This window comes from Chromohalobacter canadensis, from assembly GCF_034479555.1.
Classification (GTDB): Bacteria; Pseudomonadota; Gammaproteobacteria; order Pseudomonadales; family Halomonadaceae; genus Chromohalobacter; species Chromohalobacter canadensis.
Genome location: NZ_CP140151.1, coordinates 518567 through 539904, shown reverse-complemented (window position 1 = coordinate 539904; position 21338 = coordinate 518567). Strand labels below are relative to the sequence as shown.

Annotated in this window: 22 protein-coding genes and 1 pseudogene; 13 read left to right on the top strand and 10 right to left on the bottom strand. The window is 56.4% G+C overall.

Annotated features, from left to right (window positions below; translation table 11 throughout):
• Window positions 1-37: 37 nt before the first annotated feature.
• The 4 genes from SR908_RS02655 (at window position 38) to SR908_RS02640 (ending at window position 2992) form a co-directional block, all read left to right on the top strand.
• Entirely contained in the window at window positions 38-832 is a 795-nt protein-coding gene (locus SR908_RS02655; protein WP_322527385.1) for a DUF6615 family protein, read from the top strand.
• Between the two features lie 427 nt (window positions 833-1259).
• Window positions 1260-1490: a hypothetical protein gene (locus SR908_RS02650; protein WP_246925313.1), complete on the top strand. Its 231-nt coding sequence runs from the start codon at window positions 1260-1262 to the stop codon at window positions 1488-1490.
• A gap of 81 nt (window positions 1491-1571) precedes the next feature.
• Window positions 1572-2492: a hypothetical protein gene (locus tag SR908_RS02645; RefSeq protein ID WP_246925311.1), complete on the top strand. Its 921-nt coding sequence runs from the start codon at window positions 1572-1574 to the stop codon at window positions 2490-2492.
• 110 nt (window positions 2493-2602) lie between these two features.
• On the top strand, window positions 2603-2992 hold the full coding sequence (locus SR908_RS02640; protein WP_246925297.1) for a VOC family protein: 390 nt from the start codon (window positions 2603-2605) through the stop codon (window positions 2990-2992).
• Window positions 2993-3228: 236 nt separating this feature from the next.
• On the opposite strand, the gene SR908_RS02635 is transcribed toward SR908_RS02640, so the two are convergent.
• On the bottom strand, window positions 3229-3963 hold the full coding sequence (locus tag SR908_RS02635) for an SDR family NAD(P)-dependent oxidoreductase (RefSeq protein ID WP_246925294.1): 735 nt from the start codon (window positions 3961-3963) through the stop codon (window positions 3229-3231).
• A 94-nt stretch (window positions 3964-4057) separates the two neighbouring features.
• Between SR908_RS02635 and SR908_RS02630 the strand changes: the two genes are divergently transcribed.
• The 8 genes and pseudogenes from SR908_RS02630 to SR908_RS02595 all read left to right on the top strand — a co-directional run bounded on the left by SR908_RS02630 (window position 4058) and on the right by SR908_RS02595 (window position 9855).
• Complete coding sequence (locus tag SR908_RS02630) at window positions 4058-4423, top strand: winged helix-turn-helix transcriptional regulator (RefSeq protein WP_246925291.1); 366 nt, start codon at window positions 4058-4060, stop codon at window positions 4421-4423.
• 508 nt (window positions 4424-4931) lie between these two features.
• On the top strand, window positions 4932-5633 hold the full coding sequence (locus SR908_RS02625) for a hypothetical protein (RefSeq protein ID WP_322527384.1): 702 nt from the start codon (window positions 4932-4934) through the stop codon (window positions 5631-5633).
• Window positions 5614-6597, top strand: a pseudogene (locus tag SR908_RS02620) (IS481 family transposase); the annotation flags it as partial. The gene SR908_RS02625 and the pseudogene SR908_RS02620, both read left to right, overlap by 20 nt.
• Before the next feature lie 190 nt (window positions 6598-6787).
• Window positions 6788-7402, top strand: coding sequence for a dual OB domain-containing protein (locus tag SR908_RS02615; RefSeq protein WP_246924827.1), 615 nt, complete (start codon window positions 6788-6790; stop codon window positions 7400-7402).
• An 11-nt stretch (window positions 7403-7413) separates the two neighbouring features.
• Entirely contained in the window at window positions 7414-7854 is a 441-nt protein-coding gene (locus SR908_RS02610) for a DUF488 domain-containing protein (RefSeq protein ID WP_246924825.1), read from the top strand.
• Window positions 7854-8459, top strand: coding sequence for a DUF4326 domain-containing protein (locus SR908_RS02605; RefSeq protein WP_246924822.1), 606 nt, complete (start codon window positions 7854-7856; stop codon window positions 8457-8459). The genes SR908_RS02610 and SR908_RS02605 overlap by 1 nt, the downstream gene beginning before the upstream one ends.
• An 88-nt stretch (window positions 8460-8547) precedes the next feature.
• Complete coding sequence (locus SR908_RS02600; protein ID WP_246924819.1) at window positions 8548-9150, top strand: hypothetical protein; 603 nt, start codon at window positions 8548-8550, stop codon at window positions 9148-9150.
• A 228-nt stretch (window positions 9151-9378) separates the two neighbouring features.
• A complete protein-coding gene (locus tag SR908_RS02595) occupies window positions 9379-9855 on the top strand; it encodes a YbhB/YbcL family Raf kinase inhibitor-like protein (RefSeq protein ID WP_075370137.1) in 477 nt (158 codons plus the stop codon).
• A gap of 83 nt (window positions 9856-9938) precedes the next feature.
• On the opposite strand, the gene SR908_RS02590 is transcribed toward SR908_RS02595, so the two are convergent.
• The 6 genes from SR908_RS02590 to SR908_RS02565 form a co-directional block, all read right to left on the bottom strand.
• On the bottom strand, window positions 9939-10781 hold the full coding sequence (locus SR908_RS02590) for a nitrilase-related carbon-nitrogen hydrolase (RefSeq protein WP_246924816.1): 843 nt from the start codon (window positions 10779-10781) through the stop codon (window positions 9939-9941).
• 12 nt (window positions 10782-10793) lie between these two features.
• Window positions 10794-12203 (bottom strand): MmgE/PrpD family protein, encoded by a 1410-nt coding sequence (locus SR908_RS02585; RefSeq protein WP_246924813.1) that lies wholly within the window; start codon window positions 12201-12203, stop codon window positions 10794-10796.
• 29 nt (window positions 12204-12232) lie between these two features.
• Window positions 12233-13117, bottom strand: coding sequence for a glycine betaine ABC transporter substrate-binding protein (locus tag SR908_RS02580; RefSeq protein ID WP_246924810.1), 885 nt, complete (start codon window positions 13115-13117; stop codon window positions 12233-12235).
• Between the two features lie 101 nt (window positions 13118-13218).
• The gene (locus SR908_RS02575) at window positions 13219-13950 is read right to left on the bottom strand and encodes an ABC transporter permease (RefSeq protein WP_246924808.1); all 732 of its coding nucleotides are present in this window, start codon (window positions 13948-13950) and stop codon (window positions 13219-13221) included.
• Between the two features lie 3 nt (window positions 13951-13953).
• Window positions 13954-15135, bottom strand: coding sequence for an ABC transporter ATP-binding protein (locus SR908_RS02570; protein WP_246924804.1), 1182 nt, complete (start codon window positions 15133-15135; stop codon window positions 13954-13956).
• Window positions 15136-15197: 62 nt separating this feature from the next.
• A complete protein-coding gene (locus tag SR908_RS02565; RefSeq protein ID WP_446681830.1) occupies window positions 15198-15905 on the bottom strand; it encodes an ABC transporter permease in 708 nt (235 codons plus the stop codon).
• Window positions 15906-16262: 357 nt separating this feature from the next.
• Between SR908_RS02565 and SR908_RS02560 the strand changes: the two genes are divergently transcribed.
• Window positions 16263-17123: a nitrilase-related carbon-nitrogen hydrolase gene (locus SR908_RS02560; RefSeq protein WP_246924789.1), complete on the top strand. Its 861-nt coding sequence runs from the start codon at window positions 16263-16265 to the stop codon at window positions 17121-17123.
• A gap of 6 nt (window positions 17124-17129) precedes the next feature.
• On the opposite strand, the gene codA is transcribed toward SR908_RS02560, so the two are convergent.
• The 3 genes from codA to codB are packed head-to-tail and all read right to left on the bottom strand — an operon-like array spanning window position 17130 to window position 20902.
• Complete coding sequence (gene codA, locus SR908_RS02555) at window positions 17130-18386, bottom strand: cytosine deaminase (protein ID WP_246924786.1); 1257 nt, start codon at window positions 18384-18386, stop codon at window positions 17130-17132.
• Entirely contained in the window at window positions 18295-19644 is a 1350-nt protein-coding gene (locus tag SR908_RS02550; RefSeq protein ID WP_246924783.1) for a PucR family transcriptional regulator, read from the bottom strand. The genes codA and SR908_RS02550 overlap by 92 nt, the downstream gene beginning before the upstream one ends.
• A 1-nt stretch (window position 19645) precedes the next feature.
• Window positions 19646-20902, bottom strand: a complete 1257-nt coding sequence (codB, locus tag SR908_RS02545) for a cytosine permease (RefSeq protein ID WP_246924780.1) — start codon at window positions 20900-20902, stop codon at window positions 19646-19648.
• Window positions 20903-21338: the final 436 nt, after the last annotated feature.

The following is a 21338-nucleotide window of genomic DNA, read 5'->3' as shown; positions in this document are numbered from 1 at the left end:
CGGGCGTTAGCGTATTTCTTCAACATGGAGGTTCTAATTGACACTTTGTGAGACTTTTCGGGAGTTGTCGTTCAGCACGTGGACCCATTTGGGGCGAGCCCGACGCATTGGGCATCAGCCACTAGAAGAAACCCTCACTGATATCAATATGCTGGAGCTTAAAGATAGACATGCTGATGAAGTTTTCACGAGAACTTTCACTCGGCCACAGGAAGGAGTTAATGGCGCAGATTGGGAGTGGTGGTTCACTGACGGATCAATGACAAAGTGGCTAGGGATTCGGGTTCAAGCCAAAATTCTAAAGCTTTCTTCTAACCGCTTTGAGCACCTGCATTATAGAAAAGGAAGAACATACCAAGCTGAAAAATTAAAACGTGTTGCTGCAAAAGATGGTTTGGTTCCGCTGTATTGCGTATTCACTCATTGGTCCACTGGTCACCTCCGTAATTGGTGGCCTTGCGGGAGTTTTGGCCCAGCGATGGAAAATTTCGGCTGTTCCATGCTTGCGACAAAACATGTTGATGCTTTGCGAAGAAACTCTCACGAAGATGGTTTGGCGCCAGTTATGGAGTGTGCTGTGCCGTGGCACTGCCTAGTGTGTTGTGCAGGCTACGGTGGTTCGGACTTGCCAGAGCGAGTTTGGTCATTTTTACAGCAAGGACTTGGAATCAAGCCTTCCGGGCGAAAACCAAAGGAAGCGCCGCAAATTGGTATTCGTGAACGCCCTCCGAATTATGTGTGGATGGTCATCGAGCAGGAGCGTGGACAGGATTTCGATGGACCAGATAAAGATTTGCGGGGGGTTGTCGTCTTTCGCGATCGAAAACGCTAACCAGGCCATTCACCGGATGCCAAAACCTCCGCGCTGCTACGGTTTTGTCACCGGTGATGGCGGGCGTTAAATGCCTGGTATCGTCGCTTATGGGCTTGGAGTAGTTTGCAGGCAAAACACAGCCGCCAGTCAGTCATCGGTTTTGGCGGGTAGCTCGGTGTTCAGGTCGCGGGGCAATCCGGCGTAAATTTCGTGCACCATCTGCCCATACAGTGTTCTGTTTCCTAGCGCCATGGGTCGCGTTGGTGCAAAGTATCGGGAGTGGGCATTCAGTATTGGGTGCCGCAATAAATTACCGGGGTAAACGGCATCTAACCAGGCGCATCAATTCGCGGCCCGGGGGCCGCCGGACGCCCTTTGCATTGCGGCTGCGCCTCCATTCCAAGGGCGCCGTTGTGCGCTGGCGTTAGGCTGCTAGGGAGGATTGATGACTATCAACCACAATAGCAAATGTGCTGACTGCACAGCTGGTAGGCCTTCTGATGCCTGTGTCGAGATCGGTCAGGTCGTGCATATCAATGGCGGTCCTGCAGGTGACACCGATCATACCTTCATGCAGTGTCAGAACTGCGGCTCTGTTCTAGTCCGTATTCTGGATCGTGGCGGGCTTGCCGGCAATGGCACCTTCTATCAGGTACTCACTCGTGGTCTCTACTAGGAGCAAGCCTAACAATTCATTTAAGCCGACGCCGCTTCGCGGTGCAGCTTAACTCAGGCTTTAGGTATTTGAGGGAAATCGATGAGCAGTGATCTCCAAGACAAAGCTGAAGGAATTAAGGCTTCTATAGGCAAGCTTTCTGAGGAGGAGTCGTTGGCTCACTTCGAGGCTCAAAGAAAGCGATACGGAGCTGAGTATGAGAATTTTTTAGAGCATTACGAAAAAGATGCGTGTTACCTCTGCGGCAAACCCTTCGCTACCATTAGCAAAGATCACCCTTGCCTTCATTGGCTACTCCGTAGGTGCAAGTTCAAGAAAAAGGACTTTCCGAAAGTATTCGAGAATTTCGATTTATATGCCTTATCAGCATTTCTGCGCTGGGTCGCCTATGCTGAATCAGGTAGCAAAAACATAAATAACCTGAAGGAAGAAAGCAGTGAGCGTAAGATCTTTGAGATCACCATAAAGTGGAAAAATATTGAGTGGACTCTGGATTGCTCTAACAACGATTTCGCCGGACACGTGGGGGCTAAAACTGAATTTCCTCACTGGCACTTACAAATGAGAATCGACGGGCAGCAATTCATTAACTTCAATGATTTTCACATCCCTTTTTCGGAGAACGACCAGCTCAAGATTCGTTTGGAAAATGACCCAGACTCCGGATTTTTGCATAGTTTTGGTCCTGGCGGACAAGGAATGCAAGAGCGAATGGATCAGCTCGAAAACAACTTCGATGAATTTTTAGAAGATTCTGTTTCTGCGTCGGATCCAGAAGATGGCCAAATTCATATGCAATCGGTTATCAAGGCTCCGGATGGTGGAATTCCAGGGGGAAAGATTGAAGAGGCGCTTGATATGGCTAGAACCACCGGAAAGACTTTGGCTCACTGTTTCAGTGTTGTTCTGAAAGATGAAGAAGGGGTATCGATGTCCACTATTGCTAGCCCTGCTGATTCAGTTCCTGAAATTGCCAAGCGAAGCGAGCGGAAGCGGAGATAAACCTAACCATCGGCTGCACTGTGACCGATTTTCCGCCGCTCCGCGGTTCCAAACCGGCACGTGAGCCGGGCGTTGAGCATCGAACACTGATCAAGCCAAGCGGGTAAGCTATGACTGAAGGCATCGCCGTTACGAGGCTGCTTCCGAACATTTGTACTGACAAGATGGAAGAGACCCGCGACTTTTACAAAGAGTTGCTGGGTTTTGTCGTTGGATTCGAGCATCAGGGCTGGTACATCCAGATGGCGTCGCCCGACAAGCCGGAACTGCAAATCGGTATCATGCGCCTCGACCATGAGTTTACCCCACGGTCTTTCCAGCACCCTGCACAGGGCGTCCTCATCTCGGTACAGGTTGAAGATGTTGAGGCGACATACGCTGCAGTGAAGGCCCGTGGTTTCGAATTGACACACGACCTATGCGATGAGGAGTTCGGGATGAGGCGGTTTATGGTAGCGGACCCGAACGGGCTACTTGTCAACATGTTCTCGTTTCCATGAGTGTGCGCCCGACAAGTGCATTAAATTCGTTCCGGCCCGATGGACCTCCACCGAAAGCCCCTGGCGGGCGCCGTTCATACAAAGCGTTATGTGCAAGGGAAGCCAAAATCAAAGGGGCAGCTCGATTTTGTATTGATCAATATAAATAGGGCAGGTTGATTTTTTTTAACCAAGCTGACCGATTTGAAATCTATCTGACCCTTTTTGGTTCATTGCCTCCTGTTCTCGCTCTAGTCCTAAACCTGCGCGTAGCCCCCGTCAACGAACACCTCGCTCCCCGTCATGAAGCTGCTGTCGTCGGACGCCAGGAACGCCACCGCGCCTGCGGTTTCCTTGGGATCGCCCAGACGCTCAAGCGGTACGGTCCGGTTCATCTCGCTCAGGGCTTCGGATGGGAGGAGTTCCATCAGCTTGTCTGTTTTGGTCGGGCCAGGAGACATGACGTTCACGCGGATACCGGTGCCCCTGAGATCATGGGCCCAACTGCGCACCAGGTTTCGAACGGCCGCCTTGGAGGCGCTGTAGATGCTCATCGCGGGGGTGCCCATGCTGCCGACCGTGGAACCGGTAAGGATGATGGAGCCGCCGTTCTTCATCAGGGGCAGGGCCTTCTGGACGGTGAAGAGGGTGCCTTTGACGTTGATGTCGAAGATGTAGGCGTAGTGCTCCTCGGTGATCTGTCCCAGACTGGCGAATTCGCCGACGCCTGCGTTGGCCACCAGGACGTCCAGGTGCCCCTTTGCTTTCTGGATCGTGTCGAATACGCGATCGAGATCCTCCGGCTTTGTCACATCCGCCTGGACGCCCCGGGCGTTGGATCCCAGTGCCTCAGCCGCGTTGTCGAGGACGTCCTGGCGCCGTCCGGTAATGAAGACGAAGGCGCCTTCTTCGATAAGGCGTTGGGCCGAGGCCAGGCCGATGCCGCTGGCTCCGCCTGTGATCAATGCGATTTTACCGTGTAGCCGACTCATGGTTGGGTCTCCGTATGTGTTGACTCGATTCGCTTTCACGATATATAAGCCACTTACAAATGTTTAAGTATGCACCTTTTAGTAAGTACCCGTTATGGCGAACGAAAAATCAGAAAACCCACGTTTCATTTGCGGCCTGCATGCGACGCTGCACGTGATCTCCGGGAAGTGGAAGCCGTTGATTCTGTTCTTTTTAGACAAGGGCCCGACGCGTTACGGCGAGCTCAAGCGAAGCGTCCGGGGCGTGAGCGACAAAATGTTGATCCAGCAGTTGAAGGAGCTCGAGTCCGACGGCATCGTCCAGCGAACCGACTATGGAGAGATTCCGCTGCGCGTCGACTACTCGCTGACGCCTTTCGGAGCAAGTCTGGTGCGGGCCATGGAGCCGCTTTGCGGCTGGGGCGAAGAGCACGAAGAGGACATTGCCGCGGCGATGGACCGCCGGAAAACCAGCCGGTAGGAAGCGAAGCGCAGTGACCAGGAAACCGCTCAGTTCAGCTTCCCCTCCTGCCCCCTCACGGCTGAACCCCACGCCCGCGCCGCTCACACCGGCGCGGGCGTTTTTGTGACTACGCCTTTCGTGTGGCGGTATGTTAATCGACGTTAAATTAAGCTAGGTTAAGTATTATTTGGTGCTGCCGATACAACCTAATGAACCGGGTGGTGAAGCGTTCAGTGCTTTGCATGGCGGTAGCGTGGCTCACACGGCAGCGGGGCGTGCTGGTTTCAAGGTGATAGAGCCGGTAAAGGCAGCAGGCACGCGAATTCTGCATAACGCGCCGAACTGTTCTTAGTATGTTTTAAAATCAAAAGCTTAAGAGCGAAAGGGCTGGCTCGATAAGATTATTGAACGCGCCTGCTCGTTCAAGTGGGAAAACGAGCGCGCTGTCTAGTACCTGTTAGCTGCCATTTAAGTTTCAGCATATATCATAATTTCATCAGTTAAATATTTAAAAAAGGAAGTTCGAATGTTCGAAGCTAAAGCAATTTTACCAGTAATTACTTTGCTGATTGGTGTGTATTTAGCTCCTTACATCGAAAAAAGAAAGAACAAAGCTAAAGCTAAAGAAATATATGATAATTTGAAATTGGAGCTCAATGACGAAATTGAAGAACTTCCAAATAGGCTAAAGAAATTTGCGTCATGCTTAGATAATCTAACCTATTGGGAGGAAAAAAATGAGCCGAAGACAAATCAATTTTGGTACTATATCCCCCGAGAAACAAATTGTTATTTTTTAAATAGCGCAATAGAAAACAGCTTTCAACTATTAACAAAAGAGCAACGATATGCAGCAAAATCTTTGCAAACACAGCTTGTCGCACTTGTAGATTACTGCTTAGAGATAAAAGAAAACGAAGAAGTTTCTAAAGAAAATAGGGCCTTATTGAAAAATTGTTACAAAAGGTATTTGTTTACAGGGTGCTGTGCATTGAACACTATGCGAATTCTTGTAGGCGATTCTAAAAGGATAACAGGTAAGTCTGACAAAGAAATAATTGATGAAATTTTCAGTGTAATTGGTATTAAATTCGCTGCTAAGGATTTGCACATTACTTGTAGGGTCCCGGATGATCAGATGAGCTATAGAAGTTATCCTTTGCTGGCCGCCAAGGAGCTTCTTCACCAGTTCATCCGGGAGCAAGGATATGGACATCAAGCTACATAAACAGGCGACCACCACTCCGAAGATCCGGGCCGAGATCCAGGCAGCGCCTTCCAGCATCAGCGACAGCGAGCTAGCACGCCAGTACGGCGTCGCCGTCTCGACCATCCGGCGCTGGCGGTACCGTGACGATGTCCAGGACCGACCGCACACGCGTCACAACCTGCTGGCCACGCTCACTTCCGAACAGGAAGAGGTGCTGATCGCGGCGCGCGAATTCCTGCGCCTCGGCCTGGATGATCTGCTCGTCGTGGCGCGTGAGTTCCTCAATCCTGGCTTGTCGCGTTCTGGTCTGCATCGCATGCTCAAGCGGCGCGAGGTGCCGACACTGGCAGAGCTGTCTAGACGGGACGCGGGCGACGATGAGAAACCCCGGCACAAGCCCTTCAAAGATTATGAGCCGGGCTACGTGCACATCGACATCAAGCACCTGCCCCGGATGCCCGATGAGGAGCAAAAACGCTACCTGTACGTCGCCATCGATCGCGCCACGCGCTGGGTCCATCTGGAGGTGAGACGCAGCCAGTCCGCGAAGGATGCGCGGGCGTTCATGAAGCGGGTGGAGGAGAAGGCTCCCTTCCAGGTCCAGACGGTACTGACCGACAACGGCAAGTCATTCACCGATCGCTTCACGCGGGCGGGGGAGCGCAAGCCCAGCGGGAATCACCCGTTTGACCAAGAGTGCCAGGCCCTTGGTATCGAGCACCGTCTGATCAAGCCGGGAAGACCGCAGACAAACGGCATGGTGGAGCGCTTCAACGGCCGTATCAGCGATGTGCTGGCGACTCGGCGCTATACCTCAGGCGAGGACCTGGAGCAGACGCTCAAACGCTACACCTGGCTGTACAATCACCACATCCCGCAGAAGGCGCTGCACCATCAATCACCGATTGCGATGATGAAGGAATGGCAGACCAAGCGTCCTGAGTTATTTACCAAGCGGGTAGTCAATCACACGGGACCCGACAATTACTCACAAAAGAGTGATCAGCGACTGAAACAGCTAACAAACAAATCAAGCCGATTCGCAACGCGTGGCAGTTTTGGTTTGCAGTGAGTTCTGTGTTTATGGCGTAATGCGGTAGCTTTTGTATTGCGTTGCTCACTACTTAATTGGGCGTTAAGCGTTACGTCGCAGCTCAAGTTTGGAGGGGATTATGAACAACGCTGAAATAGTGATTCTGGCAAATTCCGTGAAGCATCATCAGCACTGTGTTGCTGGAAAATGCACTGCTACTGGCCAGTGGGTGCGGCCGGTCTCGAATACAAATGGTGCGGAATTGAGTCACGCGCAAGCTCAGTGTCAGAACCCACATGGAACTTTCAATGTGAAGCCTTTGCAGAAAGTTCTTATGGGCTTTTCTGCTCATGTTCCCTTGGCGCACCAGCCAGAAAACTATGTAATAGACGGATCTATGTGGCGGCAAAATTATAGGATTTCAGACGGAGAACTAAACCAGTACCTGGATCAACCTGACGATATATGGGGTAATGCAGATCGAGTGCCACACGCACTCATTTTATCAGGACAGATTGTAGTTGGACAATCCTTGTATCTAATGGCTGTCGACAATTTGAATTTATACAGAAATCAGTATAACCGACGAAGAGCATCGTTTTTATATCGCGGCACTAACTATGATCTCGCTGTTACGGACCCTAGCTTTGACAGAATCACTCAAAACAACGAGGCAGTTAAAGGAATTCTATGTGTGAGCCTCGGCGAAGAGTACCAAGGCGACTGCTTTAAGCTCGTTGCGACTGTGTTTTAGTAGGAAGCACTATGAAAATTTATACGATTGGATTTACACAAAAGAACGCGGAAAAGTTCTTTAAATTCCTCAAGGTGTCGCAAGTCAAGACCTTGATTGATGTCCGTCTCAATAATGTGTCTCAATTGTCTGGGTTTGCAAAAAGGGATGATCTGAAGTTTTTTTTGAAAGAACTTTGTGGTGCTGATTATGCGCATTTGCCAGAATTAGCACCTACAAAAGATATTCTTAACGCATATAAAAAGGGTGATATGCCATGGGAGCGATATGAGGATAAATTCCTTAACCTGATGGCGAAAAGAAATATCGAGAAATCAATCATGCCTTCGCTCCTAGACCATGGGTGTTTGCTGTGCTCCGAACACGAACCGCATTTTTGTCACAGACGGCTAGTTGTGGAGTATTTAAACGAGTATTCTGACTTGGACCTCAAAGTTAAACATTTATACTGATGAAAAAAATCCTAGTTCTTTATCCGAAACTTTTCAAATGCTACCAAAAGTTCCATAGGAAAGTTGAAAAAATACTCTCTGCCTCAGATGCGGTTGAGTTGATTTATCCATCGGATGAAAATGATTTTATCCAACGGATTTCTGATGAGAGCCAGAAGGTTGGTTCGACTCTGCAATCTGAGAATTGGAGTGTGAGCGACATAACCCACGCAATTGTTTTCGACGACGGTGAAGAGTTTCCAAAAGAGGTTAAGCTACTCATAGAAAACTCTGTTCCTCTTCGTTTTATAAATATTGCTATTACTCGAGTAATCAATATTAAACGTGAGCCAGAATATAAGGGTCTAAAAAGTACGCCTGAGTACGAGTACATTGGGCGGGGATCGTATTGGGGAAACCCATATTCAATGTATGAAGACGGTGAAGACAGAGAAGAGGTTATAAGGAAGTATAAGTATGATTTTGTTTTTGAGAAGTTCCCAAACAAAGACAAGAATGAGGTGTACAAGTTGGCAGGGAAGCGTTTGGGGTGTTTTTGTAAGCCGGAGTCGTGTCATGGGGATGTGTTGGCAGATTTTTTGAATTCATGGGACGACGGTAAATGAACGCTTAACAATCGGCTGCACAGTGTCCGATTTTCCGCGCTTCGCGGCTCCAAACCGGCGCGTGAGCCGGGCGATAAGGTTGTAACCAATGAATAAAATTTCACTAAGTAGAGAAGACCTTGAAGAATTTGCTGCTAATGATCTTGGTTTCTATGGCTTAGATATCTCTCGGATTAGCAGCATCTTCATTGCTCAGGTAATGCAAATGCAGGCAAATAAAGTTATTAATACTCACCAGATACTAGATGAGGTTAAGTTCCTAGAAGGCCTTAAGGAGGTATCTTCTACTCAAACTGCTTCCGCCTTTAATAGAGAGCCTTTGAAAGGACTCATGAAAAAGCATTTTACTGATGCGCGATTTATAATGAAAAACCTTGGGGCTCATTTTGGCTATGAGTTTGGCGGAAATGAGAATTTAAAGGAGGTTATAAATAAAGCTTTTGCGAATAATAAATCTGGGTATATAGATGATGAGTTTATTAAATTTATGGCTCACGAAAGCACAGTTGGAGCATTTCAAAAAAGGGTTGAGAAAAAGAAGGTTAGCGGAGAATGGATTGTTTTTAAAAAGTACAACGGAGAAAACTACTATCTTACATTGGCTGCACACGATGAAGGTGATGAAAACATTTATAGTCGAGCCTGCGACGCTTATGATCTTGATTTCGAATTCTTACGTAAAAGTAATTAACAAGCTAATCAACTGCGCGCCTGCGGCGCCGGACGCGCAAAAATCCGCGCGCCGGTTATTGGAGAGTTATACATAGAAGGATCGGTGCCTTGGCATATAGTGCTGATCCTTGCCTACTGTCCGCCCGACGGGTTGAATCCTCCACTTACGCCATCACCTTATGGGGAAGAGCCGCCGTGAGGGCGTCGCTCGGTTCATTGTTTCAATGCGTTTCATGGGAGGATCGCCATGCCTTTTGCACCGTCCAGCATGCAAGTCGAAAGCACCGCCTTCACGCCGAATGGGGCGATTCCGAAGCGTCATTCGGCGGAAGGTGATGATGTATCCCCGGCCCTGAGCTGGAAGGATGCGCCGGCGGGGACCAAGGGCTTCGCGGTGATCTGCCACGATCCGGATGCGCCGCTGGTGAAGGATGGCAGCTACGGCTACGTGCATTGGCTTCTCTACAACCTGCCGGCGGATGTCACCTCGCTGGAAGAGGGCACGAAGACAGGCACTGCCGGCATCAACGATGGTGGCGCTATCGGCTATGGCGGTGCCATGCCGCCGGAGGGCCACGGGCCGCACCAGTATTATTTCTGGGTGCTGGCGCTGGATACCCTCACCGAACTGCCCGAGGGACTGACGCAGCCGGAACTGCTCAACGAGCTTGAGCCGCATATTCTTGGCATGAGCCGGTTGGTGGGGACGTATCGCCGCGACTGATTCGCCTTTGACTGTTTAGATCCCGCTTCACATGCACTCGGCGCCTTCCCTTGGGAGGCGCCGAGTGTCGTTTGGGGCCGGGTTCAGCGATAGCCGTCCATCAATTCGCGTACCAGTGGCGTATCGGCGTCGCGGTGGGTGGGGAGCTCGAAGCGGGCGCGGGCAATGGCGGTGCGCGAGAGCTGGGCTTCGATCAGCGTTTCGCCGTCCTCGGCCAGGGCGAGGGTGTCGCCGCGCGGGCCGAGAATGCGCGAGCCGCCCCAGAAGTGGCTGTCGCCTTCGGGGCCGAAGCGGTTGGCCATGATCACGGGTGTGCCGTAGGTCATGGCGTAGAACTGCAGGTTGACGGCCCAGTTCTGCTCGTTGGAGAAGTCGTCGCTGACGATGCCCGAGGCCGAGTTGATCGGTGCGCACAGTACGGTGGGGCGGGCCAGCAGGGCGGCGTGCACCAGCCCCGGATTCCACAGGTCGGCGCAGATCAGCGGGGTCACCGACCAGCCGGGGCACACCGGAAGATGCGTGAGCTCGCTGCCGTGGGTGAACAGCTTGCCTTCTTCCAGGCCACCGTAGGTGGGCAGGTTGAGCTTGCGGTGCACGGCCTGCAGCTTGCCGTGCTGGAGAATCGCCAGGGCGTTGTAGTACTCGCCGGGGCTGGCTTCCTCGACGAAGCCGACCACCACCTGCATCTCGCCGGCGGCGCGGGCGAGCTCGGCCAGGCGCGGATCATGAGCCGGGCAGGCCACGTCGATCACCCGGTTGCCCAGGCCGTAGCCGGTCAGCGAGAGCTCGGGGAAGACCAGCAATTCCAGCTCCGCGCGGCGTGCGTCGGCAATGAACGCGAGATGGCGCTCGAGATTGGCATCGACATCGCCGAGGCTGGCGTTGATCTGCGCGGCGCCGACGCGCAGTTGATCCTGATAGTGCATGGAGGCGTCTCGCTATTGTTTGGAAAACGTGGGTGCGCTGAGCAGCGCCAGCAGGTCGCTTGCCGGACGTGCCTCGAGGCTCATCACCACGTCGTGCAGCCGGGCCGCGCGCTCGCCCAGCACGGGTTCGGCCAGCGCCCAGTACTTGGCGAATATCTCGGCGTCCGAAAGCGGGCGATCGGGGTTGCCGCGCGCCTCGAAGTCGGCGCTTTCGATGACCTCGCCGCTTTCCAGATGCAGCCGGGCGCGCGCCCAGCGCTCGGCGGGAAAGCGGGCGTTGAAGGTGTCGTCCTCGTGAATCTCCACCCGGCTGGCCAGGGCCTTGAGGTCCGGGGCGTCGAGTTCGTCGCTGACGCCTGCGACATCCACGGTGCCTCGGCCCAGGGCGCAGGCGACGGACCAGGGCAGGCTGTACTGGGCTTGCTCGGTGGTGGTCGGGTGCGTCACATGCAGACGCTTGCCCTCGTGGAAGGTGACGATCTCGATGCGGGCGATGGCGGCGGGGTCGTGTTGTTCGGCGGGCAGTGACAGCACGGCTTCCACCGCGGGCTGGGCCCAGCGGCAGATCGGGTAGGCCTTGAAGTACTGCTCGTGGAGATACCAGCGCTCGCCCAGGTCCTGCCAGAGACCGGCCACGTTTGGTGCGGTCACGGTCAGCGCCGGGGCGCCGGTGAAGCCGTCCTCGGCCAGAAGGGCGGCGGAGATGCCGGTCATCGCGCCCCAGCCGGAGCCGTCCTTGAGCATCGTGGGATGGTCGATGCAGCGCATCATCTGGCTGCGCGGGCCATAGAACTCGGCGATGCCAAGGGCATGATGTAAGGTCTCGACATCGGCCACGCGCAGGCGCGCGGCCACGGCGGCCACACCCAGGGCGTTCCAGGCGCCGGAGGTGTGGTAGTCCGGGCTGGTGGCGTGCAGGGCGATCCCCGCGCGGGTGGCGATCTCGTAGCCGTAGGCGAGCAGGGTGAGGAAGTCGCGCCCGGAGAGATCGGCGACCTCGGGCAGTGCCAGCAAGCCGGGCAGCAGGGCCACGCCGGCATGTCCCTTGGTCAGCACCTGGCCATCGTGGGCGTCGAGCGCGTCGATCAGCCAGGCCCCGTGCAGGGCGACGCCGGTGGGCGAGGCCTTTCCGGCGGTGAACAGCAGTGGGCGTTCGCCGCCGTGTTGGGAGGTCACGAAGCGCGTGGCCTTGTCGGCCAGCGGCGTGCGAGTGGCGCCGGCGGCCACGCCCAGCAGGTCGAGCAGGCAGCGCTTGGCCTGATGCAGATGGGCGTCGTCCAGGGCAGAGAGAGCGAACCCGTGCATCCAGTCGAGGGGGGCGTGGTCGTGCATGGCAGTGGCCTCGGGTGCTGGCGAAGAATCAAGAAACGCGTGACGCAGAAAGAAGGCCGCATTGGAGCGGCCTTCGTCATGATCGAGCACGGTAGGGCATGGCCCCGTTCAGGTGCCGATCACAACAGGTCGTTTTCTTCGAGGAAGTTCTCGGCGACCCGTTCGATGGATGTCTTGTCGACATCGACCCGGGCGTTGAGTGTAGACATGGTGTCGTTGTCGAGCAGGCCGGAGAGCGTGTTCATCTGCTCGGCGAGCTCGGGATTGGCGTCCAGAGCCGCCTGGCGCACCACCGGTGTCAGCGCGTAGGCCGGGAAGAAGTTCTGGTCGTCCTCGAGCACCTGGAAGTCGAAGGCGGGGATGCGGCCGTCGGTGGCGAACACCAGCCCCACGTCGACTTGCTCGTCGCGCAGCGCCTGGTAGACGAGGCCGGAGTCCATGCGCTTGACGTCGCCACGGCTGGCGCGGAATTCATAAGCCTGCTGCAGCGGGCGCCAGCCGTCTTCGCGGGCATAGAACTCGGCGTTCATGGCGAAGGTCAGCCCCTGCTCATCGTTGACCGCCTGGGCCAGATCGCTGAGCGAGGTGATGCCGGTTTCCTCGACGCTTGCCTCGCGCATGGCCAGCGCATAGGTGTTGTTGGCGTCGGAGGGCTCGAGCCATACCAGGCCCTTCTCGGCGTCGAGTTCCTTGACCTTCTGGTAGGTCTCGTCGACGGTCAATCCTTCGGCGGACTCGTCGTTGTAGTTGATCAGCGAGGTGCCGGTGTATTCCCAGTAGAGGTCGACCTGGCCGTTTTCCTGGGCTTGGCGCAGGACGGCGGAGCCCAGCCCGGCGCGCTTATCGACGTCATAGCCGAGGCCTTCCAGGTACTGGGTGGTCATGCTGGAAAGGATCTGCTGCTCGGTGAAGTTCTTGCCGCCGACCACGACCTCGTTCGCCTGGGCGGTCGCCAGGCTGCTGGCGAGTGCCGCGCCGGTAAGCAGGGTCATCAAGGTTTTCATGGTGTCGCTCCTTTCGTTGCTTGTTGGATAGCCGTTGATTGTCGATTATCCGTTGACTGTTGGTATTGCGCTTGTCGGATTCGAGCCGTCGAGGGCTCCCGCTAGGCGCGGCCCGGATTGACCCCGCGCGGCACCACCACGAAGGCGGTGATGGCGATGAGCATGTCCACCACCACTGCCAGCAGGGCCGTGGGGATCGCGCCGGAGAGCATCATGACCGGGTCGTAGAGGTCGATGCCGGTGAAGATCAGCTCGCCGAGACCGCCCGCGCCGATCAAAAAGGCCAGCGGCACCGTGCCGATGTTGATCGCCAGCGCCGTGCGGATGCCGGCGAAAATCACGTACAGGGCGTTGGGCAGCTCGACCCGTAGCAGGCGCTGGGTGGGCGACATACCGATGCCCGCCGCGGCCTCCTTGAGGGCCGGATCGACGCCCTTGAGCCCGGTATAGGTGTTGCGGGCGATGGGCAGCAGCGTGGCCACGAAGAGCCCGAAGACCGCCGGGACGGTGCCGATGCCGAGAAAGCTCATCGACAGCGCCAGCACGGCGAGCGTGGGAATGGTGGTGCCCACGTTGAGGATCTGCATCATGGACTCGGCGACCTGCGCCATGCTGGGGCGTGACAGCCAGATGCCCAGCGGGATGGCGACCAGAATCGCTAGGCCAGCGGACATGACGGTCAGCCACAGGTGTTGCACGGCCAGGTAATGGACGTCGGGCAGATAGAAGATGAAGTCGTCGATCACGCCGCTGGACTGACTCCAGACACCGGCTAGAAAGATCGCCACCAGCACCAGCAGGCGTATGGCTCCGGAGAGGTTCAACGTCGGCATGGCTTACTCCTTGGTGGCTGGTGACGATGCCGCTTCGGCAGCCGAGGCGTCGCTCTCGCGCTTGGAATGAGCACGATAGCGCGAGCCCAGGTGATGGGTGATCGCCCGCTGGGTGACCTGACCGACGATGCGGCCGTCGTCGTCGACGCAGGGCACCCAGGTCATGTCGTTGGCGAACATCAGCGAGGCGACCTTGCGTAGGTCGTCGTCGAGGCTGACCACCACTGGCACGCTCTGGTAATGATCGCGACAGTGCCCTTGGGTGGTACGGGCCACGGCGGCGTTGATGATGCCCACTGGCTGACGCTTGTCGTTGACCATCACAATGCTGTTCTGGTACCCGTAGGATTCGATGCGCTGAAGGGCGGTGGCCAGCGTTTCGTCCGGACGCACCAAGCCGATCTCTTCGCTGGCCAGGTCGCGGACCTGGACCAGGTTGAGGCGTTTCAGTGCGCGGTCCTCGCCGAGGAAAGATTCGACGAAGTCGTTCTTGGGCGCGGCGAGCAGTTCATCGGGTTCCGAGTACTGGACCAGCTTGCCATCACGGAAGATGGCGATGCGGTCGCCCATCTTGATCGCCTCGTCGATGTCGTGACTGACGAACATGATGGTCTTGTTCAGTTCCTGCTGCATTTTCAGGAATTCGTCCTGAATCACCGCCCGGTTGATCGGGTCGATGGCGCCGAAGGGTTCGTCCATCAGCATCACCGGCGGATCGGCGGCCAGCGCCCGGGCCACGCCGATGCGCTGTTGCTGTCCGCCGGAAAGCTCGCTGGGGTAGCGCTTGAGGAAGGCGTCCGGCTCCATGGCGATCATGCGCATCATCTCCCGGGCACGCTCGCGGTACTTGGCCTTGTCCCAGCCCAGTAGCTTGGGCACCACGGTGATGTTTTCTTCGATGGTCATGTTGGGGAACAGGCCGATCTGCTGGATCACGTAGCCGATGTTGCGGCGCAGATCTTGGGTATCGAGGCTGGAGGTGTCCTCGCCGTTGATGAATACCTTGCCAGAGGTCGGCCGGACGATGCGGTTGATCATCTTCAGGGTGGTGGTCTTGCCGCAGCCCGAGGGGCCGAGCAGGATGCAGATCTCGCCGCTGGGCACCTCCATGCTGATATGGTCGGCGGCGGTCACCGCGCCCTTGGGCGTATCGAAGACCTTGGTCAAGTTGTCGAGTCGAATCATGAAGTTGTCCTTGTCGGGTCGGCAGCCTTTGCAGGTCGACAGAGAATGGCGCGGGTAACGGCTCAGGTGGCGGCGGCGGCGCGTTCCATCCCTTTGGGTGTCAAGCGCTTCTGCAGTGCCAGCAGCGCATAGTCGACGATGATCGCCAGGATGCTGACGGCCACGGCGCCGAGGATCAGTTGGCGCGGGTCGGACTGGGAGATGCCGCGACTAATGAAAGTACCGAGCCCGCCGGCGCCGATATAGGCGGCGATTGCCATGACGCCGATGTTGAGCACCACGGCGGTACGCACGCCGGCCATGATCACCGGCACGGCGAGCGGAATCTCGACCATGCGCAGGCGCTGGTTCTGGCTCATGCCGACGCCGCGCGCGGCTTCGCGAAGGGCCGGGTCGACGTTATTGATGGCGGTGTAGGTGTTGCGGATGATCGGTAACTGCGAGTACAGCAGCACCGCGATGACCGCCGGCATGTAGCCGATGCCCTGGCCGATGAGCGAGAGGATCGGAATCATGATCCCGAACAGCGCGATGGAGGGAATGGTCACGATGATTGAGGCGATGTAGAGCACGGTCTTGGCGATGCGCTCATTTTTCGTGATGGCGATGCCAATGGGGACGCCGGTCAGCGTGGCGATCCCCACCGCGACACCCACCAGGCTGATGTGCTCGAGAGTAAGGGTCCCCAGCAACTCGAGATTGTCGAGAAAATATTGCAGTAATTCCACGGCACGGACCTCGCACTCGCGATCGAGTAATTGTTTGAACACTTACGCTTCGTCTGAAAACTGTCTGCGCTCGGCCATACGGCGTTAAAAACCAGCTCAAAATACTCATTTACAGGCCGTAAACTCTGTTTTTTCGCTGTCTTTTGCCTTGTCTGGTCTTCGCTCGCCGACGTTTCAGGCCGAAGCTATAAATTTCTTATATGAAAGGCTTTTTATAAGTTCGTATTATGCGAAGAGCATAACACGCTCTTCGCGAGTGCCCCCCGTTTTGGGCATTAGGATGTGTCATATCATTCATTTTCAGTGGCAATGGGCGTTCAATAGGAAATTAAACGACTTCGCCGTATGCTCGTCGACGATAATCTAGTGTTTTGATTTTCCTTGCTGGAGGCCTGCATCTTGAGCACTCGCCGGACGAATTACCGACTCGCCGCCGCCCAGATTAACTGCGTCCTGGCCGATGTCGCGTGCAATATCGAGACGCATCGTCGCGTCATCGAGTCGGCGTGCCACCGGGGCATCGATGTCCTGGTGTTCCCCGAGCTCTCGCTGACCGGTTACGACCTGAGTGCGCGCGTCCCCGAGGTCGCGATGGACCGCGATGATCCGCGTCTGCTCCAGCTGGCGGATGCTACCGGCGACATACTGACCGTGGTGGGCTTCGTCGAGCGCTGCGCCCGCGGCGAGTACGCCAATGCCATGGCGTGTCTGTGCGAGGGGCGGGTCGTCGCCGTGCATCGTAAGCTCAATCTCTGCACCTACGGCGGGCACGAGGAGGGCAAGCATTTCGGCAAGGGGCAGACACTCACTGTCACCGATGCCGATGGCCTCGCCTGCGGGGTGATGATCTGCGCCGACCTCTGGAATCCGGGCCTGGCCCACGCGGCCATGCTGGAGCGGCCCGACGTGATGCTGGCGCCGGCCAACGCGGCGACGGGAATGGTCGACGGCGATTTCGACGACGAAGGCAACTGGCTGATCTGCCTGCAGTTCTACGCCATGATGTACGCCACGCCGATGGTCATGGCGCATCGCTACGGGGCCGAGGGCGACGCCTGGTTCTGGGGCGGCAGTTGCATCGTCGGCGTCGACGGCCGGGTGCTGGCACGGGCCGAGGACGGCGAGACCCTCGTCAGCGCCGACATCGACACCGACGAGATCGACGCCGCGCGCTTCGCGATGCCAACCCACCGCGACGCTGACACCCCGCTGGTGGCCTCGCTGATGGCGCAGCGGCTGGAGCGGGAGCGGCGTGGTTGAGGCGAGTCAGGCCAGAACATAGCGTCCGCTGGTTACCCGAGACGGTTCACGCTGCATGATGATTTCGCCCTGACGCACCGAGAGCAGTACGTCGCCTTGCTTGCGCAGCACGCTGTAGTCGTCTTCTCCGTCAAGCAGGATGAAACTGCCGGGCTTGCCGGTTTCGATGCCGTAGTGATCTTGAATGTTCAGGGTGCGGGCGCTGTTGTCTGTGATCAGATCCAGTGCGTTTTCGAAGTCGCGATAGCCCATCATATGGCAGATATGCAGGCCGAAATCCAGGCTGCGAAGCAGTTTTCCATTACCCAGGGAGTACCAGGGATCGAAGATCGAATCCTCGGCAAAGCAAACGTTGATACCGGCCTCACGCAGCTCTTTTACTCGCGTCAGGCCGCGCCGTTTCGGGTAGGTATCGAAACGGCCCTGCAGATGGATGCTCTCTGTGGGACAAGCGATGAAATTGATGCCGGAGTTCTTCAGAAGCCGGAATAATTTGGAGCAGTAGGCGTTGTCGTAGGAATGCATCGCTGTGGTGTGGCTGGCGGTGACATGCGAGCCCAATTCATTGAAGAGCGCCTCGCAGGCGAGGACTTCGAGAAAGCGAGAGTTGGGATCGTCGATCTCGTCACAGTGTACGTCCACCAGACGGTCGTACTTCTTCGCCAGCCCGATCACCGTCTTCATCGATTCCACGCCCAGCTCGCGGGTGTACTCGAAATGCGGAATACCGCCGACTACATCCGCACCGAATTCCAGCGCTTCTTCCATTAGCTGCATGCCGTTGGGGAAGGAGAGCAGGCCATCCTGGGGGAAGGCGACCACTTGTAGATCGATCTTTTCTTTCAGTTCGTCGCGCAGGGCGCAGAGGGTCTTCAGGCCCACCAGACTGGGGTCGGAGATGTCCGCATGGGTGCGGATATGCTGCACGCCGTTGCGTACCAGAAGCTCGATGGTGTCCAGTACGCGGCGACGGATATCGGCCTCGTGCAGCATTGGCTTGCGTTCGCTCCAGCGCTCGATGCCCTCGAACAGAGTGCCGCTCTGGTTCCAATGTGGCTCACCTGCGGTCAGCGCTGCATCCAGGTGGATATGCGGCTCCACGAACGGCGCGCACAGCAATTTGCCGCCGGCATCGATGGCGCCTTCGGGGCAAGCGATCACGCTATCTTGTTCACTGATCTGGCTGAATAGCCCAGCGCTGATCTCTAGGGTGTGGAGCTGGGATTTCTGGCGAAGGCGAGCGTTGACGATTTTCATGGACATTTCTTGAGTGGTCTCCTGCCGTAGAGAACTGGCCGTCGATATCGTGATGCTGGAATAGAATCTGCTCGATCAGCAGGGCGTTCTGCAGGTTGAGCCGCACGAATGCGTCGCCGAGGCGATGGCCGATCAACTGCTCGATGCGTTTCAAGCGGTGTCTCAACGTGTTGCGGTGAACACTCAGGCTTTCGGCGGTCTGCTGCTGGTTGCCGAACAGATTCAGGTACTGGGTCAGGGTTTCTTTCAGCTGCAACGACCGGTCATCCCGGGCGAAGCAGAGGCTACCAAGCTGCTGCTGGCAGAACTGAGCCAGCAGGTTGCGTTGTGGAATCGCCGCAAACAGACGGGCGATACCCAGTTGATCGTAGAAAAACAGCCGTTGGCCACCGTGTTGTATAGCGAACTGGACTGCCTGCCGGGCTTGCTCGACAGCCGAGCAGAGTTGGCTGAGCCCCGGCTGCAGGTCGCTGGCACCGGCGTAGAGTGTCAGATCAGGCATTCGGTTCTGTAACTGGCTAAGTGCGGATTCAAGGTCGTCGGACAAAGCGCTGGCGTTGTCTTTGTCCGCAGGCCAGATGGCGATCAGATCTTGCTCCAGCACCAGTACAGGCCAGTCGATTCCGCGTCGTTTCAGTAACTCACCAAAGTGTTGTTCCAACTGGTTACGCTGGTGAATCAATTGCCAGTGCTGATCAAGGTTCTCGCTGAGCAGTCGCTGATGAAAGATCGAAAGGCGAACGGACACCACTGCATAAGGGCGGTTATCTTTAAGCCCCAGTTCGGCGGCGCGCAGGTGGATCAGCTCAGGTGCGTCGGCAAAGCCGTTGATCAGTCGGGTCAGGAACAGCTTGATGGATTGCCCGATCAGGTTGTCCTGAACGATGGCATTACTGATTACCTCGGTCACCAGTACCATCTTCAACGAATAGGGCTGTTCAAGGATCGGAAAATTCAGCGAGTTGGCCAATTCCAGAACGCTAGCGGGTATCTCGTGGATAAACTCGGGTCCGGTGAGTATCACCAGTCCCGCGACCTGATGTTCCACAGCCTCGTTCACTAGTTGCTTCAGGTTGGCTTCGCTGCGATGCAGGTTGATACCGGTGACGAACACCAGTTCGCCGCCGCGCACCCAAGGAGCGATGGCGTCGTTTTCCGCTACATAAGGCCAGCGAACGGGGCGGTTTCCGCCCTGCAGGCCTGCCCGGAAACGGATTTCCTCCAGGCCGGGGAGGCGCGGTATCTCGGCGCAGGTTATAGCCATATCAGTCTTTGGCCGGGTCCAGCGCGGGGCTGGTGAGCGGCAGCTTCAGCAGGATGCCGTAACACAAGGCCGCGGCGATGACGCCCACCAGCGGCGGGAGTATCGGGGAGAAGTACGCTACCCCGGAAGCGATCGCATAGGAGGCCAGGCCGATCCAATTGAAGGCGGGCAGATTGACGTCGGCCAGCTTCGGATACCGGCCCTTATGATTGAGCCAAAAGTCCGCCATGATCACGCCGCCGATCGGTGGAATGAAGGTACCGAGCAGCACCAAAAAAGGAATCAGCAGGTTGTACATGCCGCCCACGGCCAGCACGGTGCCGATGGCAGCGCCGGCCACGGTAACCACCTTGCGCTTGTCGGTGCGTAGTAGGTTGCAGCCGGCCACGGCGAAGTTGTAGATGGTGTTGTCCTGGGTGGTCCAGATGTTGAGGAACAACATCAGTACGGCAAGCACCACGAAGCCCTGAGCCAGCATGACATCGACGATATCCGCCTGCTGATAGATCATCGCTCCCAGCGCGCCGGTTAGCACCATCAGGCCGTTACCGATGAAGAAGGCGGCCAACGTCGCGATCACGGCGATCTTCGGCGTGCGGGCGAAACGGCTCCAGTTGGTGGCTTGGGTGCCGCCACTGATGAAGGTGCCGATCACCACAGTGATGGCTGCGGCAAAGCTCATGCTCTCGGAGGGCGTTTGGCCCGCAAGGCCGGAAAGACCGCCGACATCCACCAGGCCAGTGTAGAGGCTGATCAGGATGAACAGCATCATCGCCGGCACGGCAACGCGGGAAAGCAGATCCAGTCCGCGAAAGCCGATCATCGCGGTGATGCAAAAGGCGAAGCCGAACAGCACCATCAGCGGAGTCTCGAGCGACTCCGGCATGCCGGTGGTCTTGACCAGCACCACGGCGATGGTGGCAGTGCCCCATGCGTACCAGCCGATCTGAGTAAAGCCGAGTACGAAGTCAGACAGTTTGCTGCCCATCTCGCCAAAACAGAAACGTCCCATCAGCACGGAGTTGAGGCCGCTTTTACAGGCAATATAAGCCAAAGCTGCCGCGTAGGTGCCCAGCAGCAGGTTGCCGATAAGAATCATCCCCAGCAGCTCGCCGAACGGGAAGGCGACGCCGAGTGATCCGCCCGCCCACATGGTGGCGGTAAAAAAGGTAAAACCGAGCAGTACAACCGAGGTGGAGAGCAGCCCTTTACGTTCGCTGTTGGGCACTTCGCTCAATGGGTAGTCTGAGGTTTCCATCGTATGCTCCGCAGAGAGTCTGCATGAATAGCTGGAGGTAGTCTTTCTACACCATGCATGAAGCAAAAGACGTTCCACTATTGGGGAGTGATGGCAATGACTGTGTGAGGTTGTCGATTTCCGCTTTTCGGTGAGTCAATAAACTGTGCAACGTGCACAATCAACTCCGCACTGCGGGGCCGTGGCTATCGTAGCGCGTAGTCCTTGCACCGCTATGGTTCATTGGAGGTCTCATTGTGGGGCTGACGCATGGCATAAAAATGCCCGAGGCAGCGTCTCGGGCATTCTGAAGCCAACGGGGACATCCCTCAGAGGCTGTCGCGCTTCGTGGTATCCCGTGGGGGCTTACACCCATCTCGATACACTGCTGCCTTGGCGATGGAAAGACACGCTACCGGCTTGAGTCAGGCTGGAACAGGTGTAGTTGGTTGCTCGC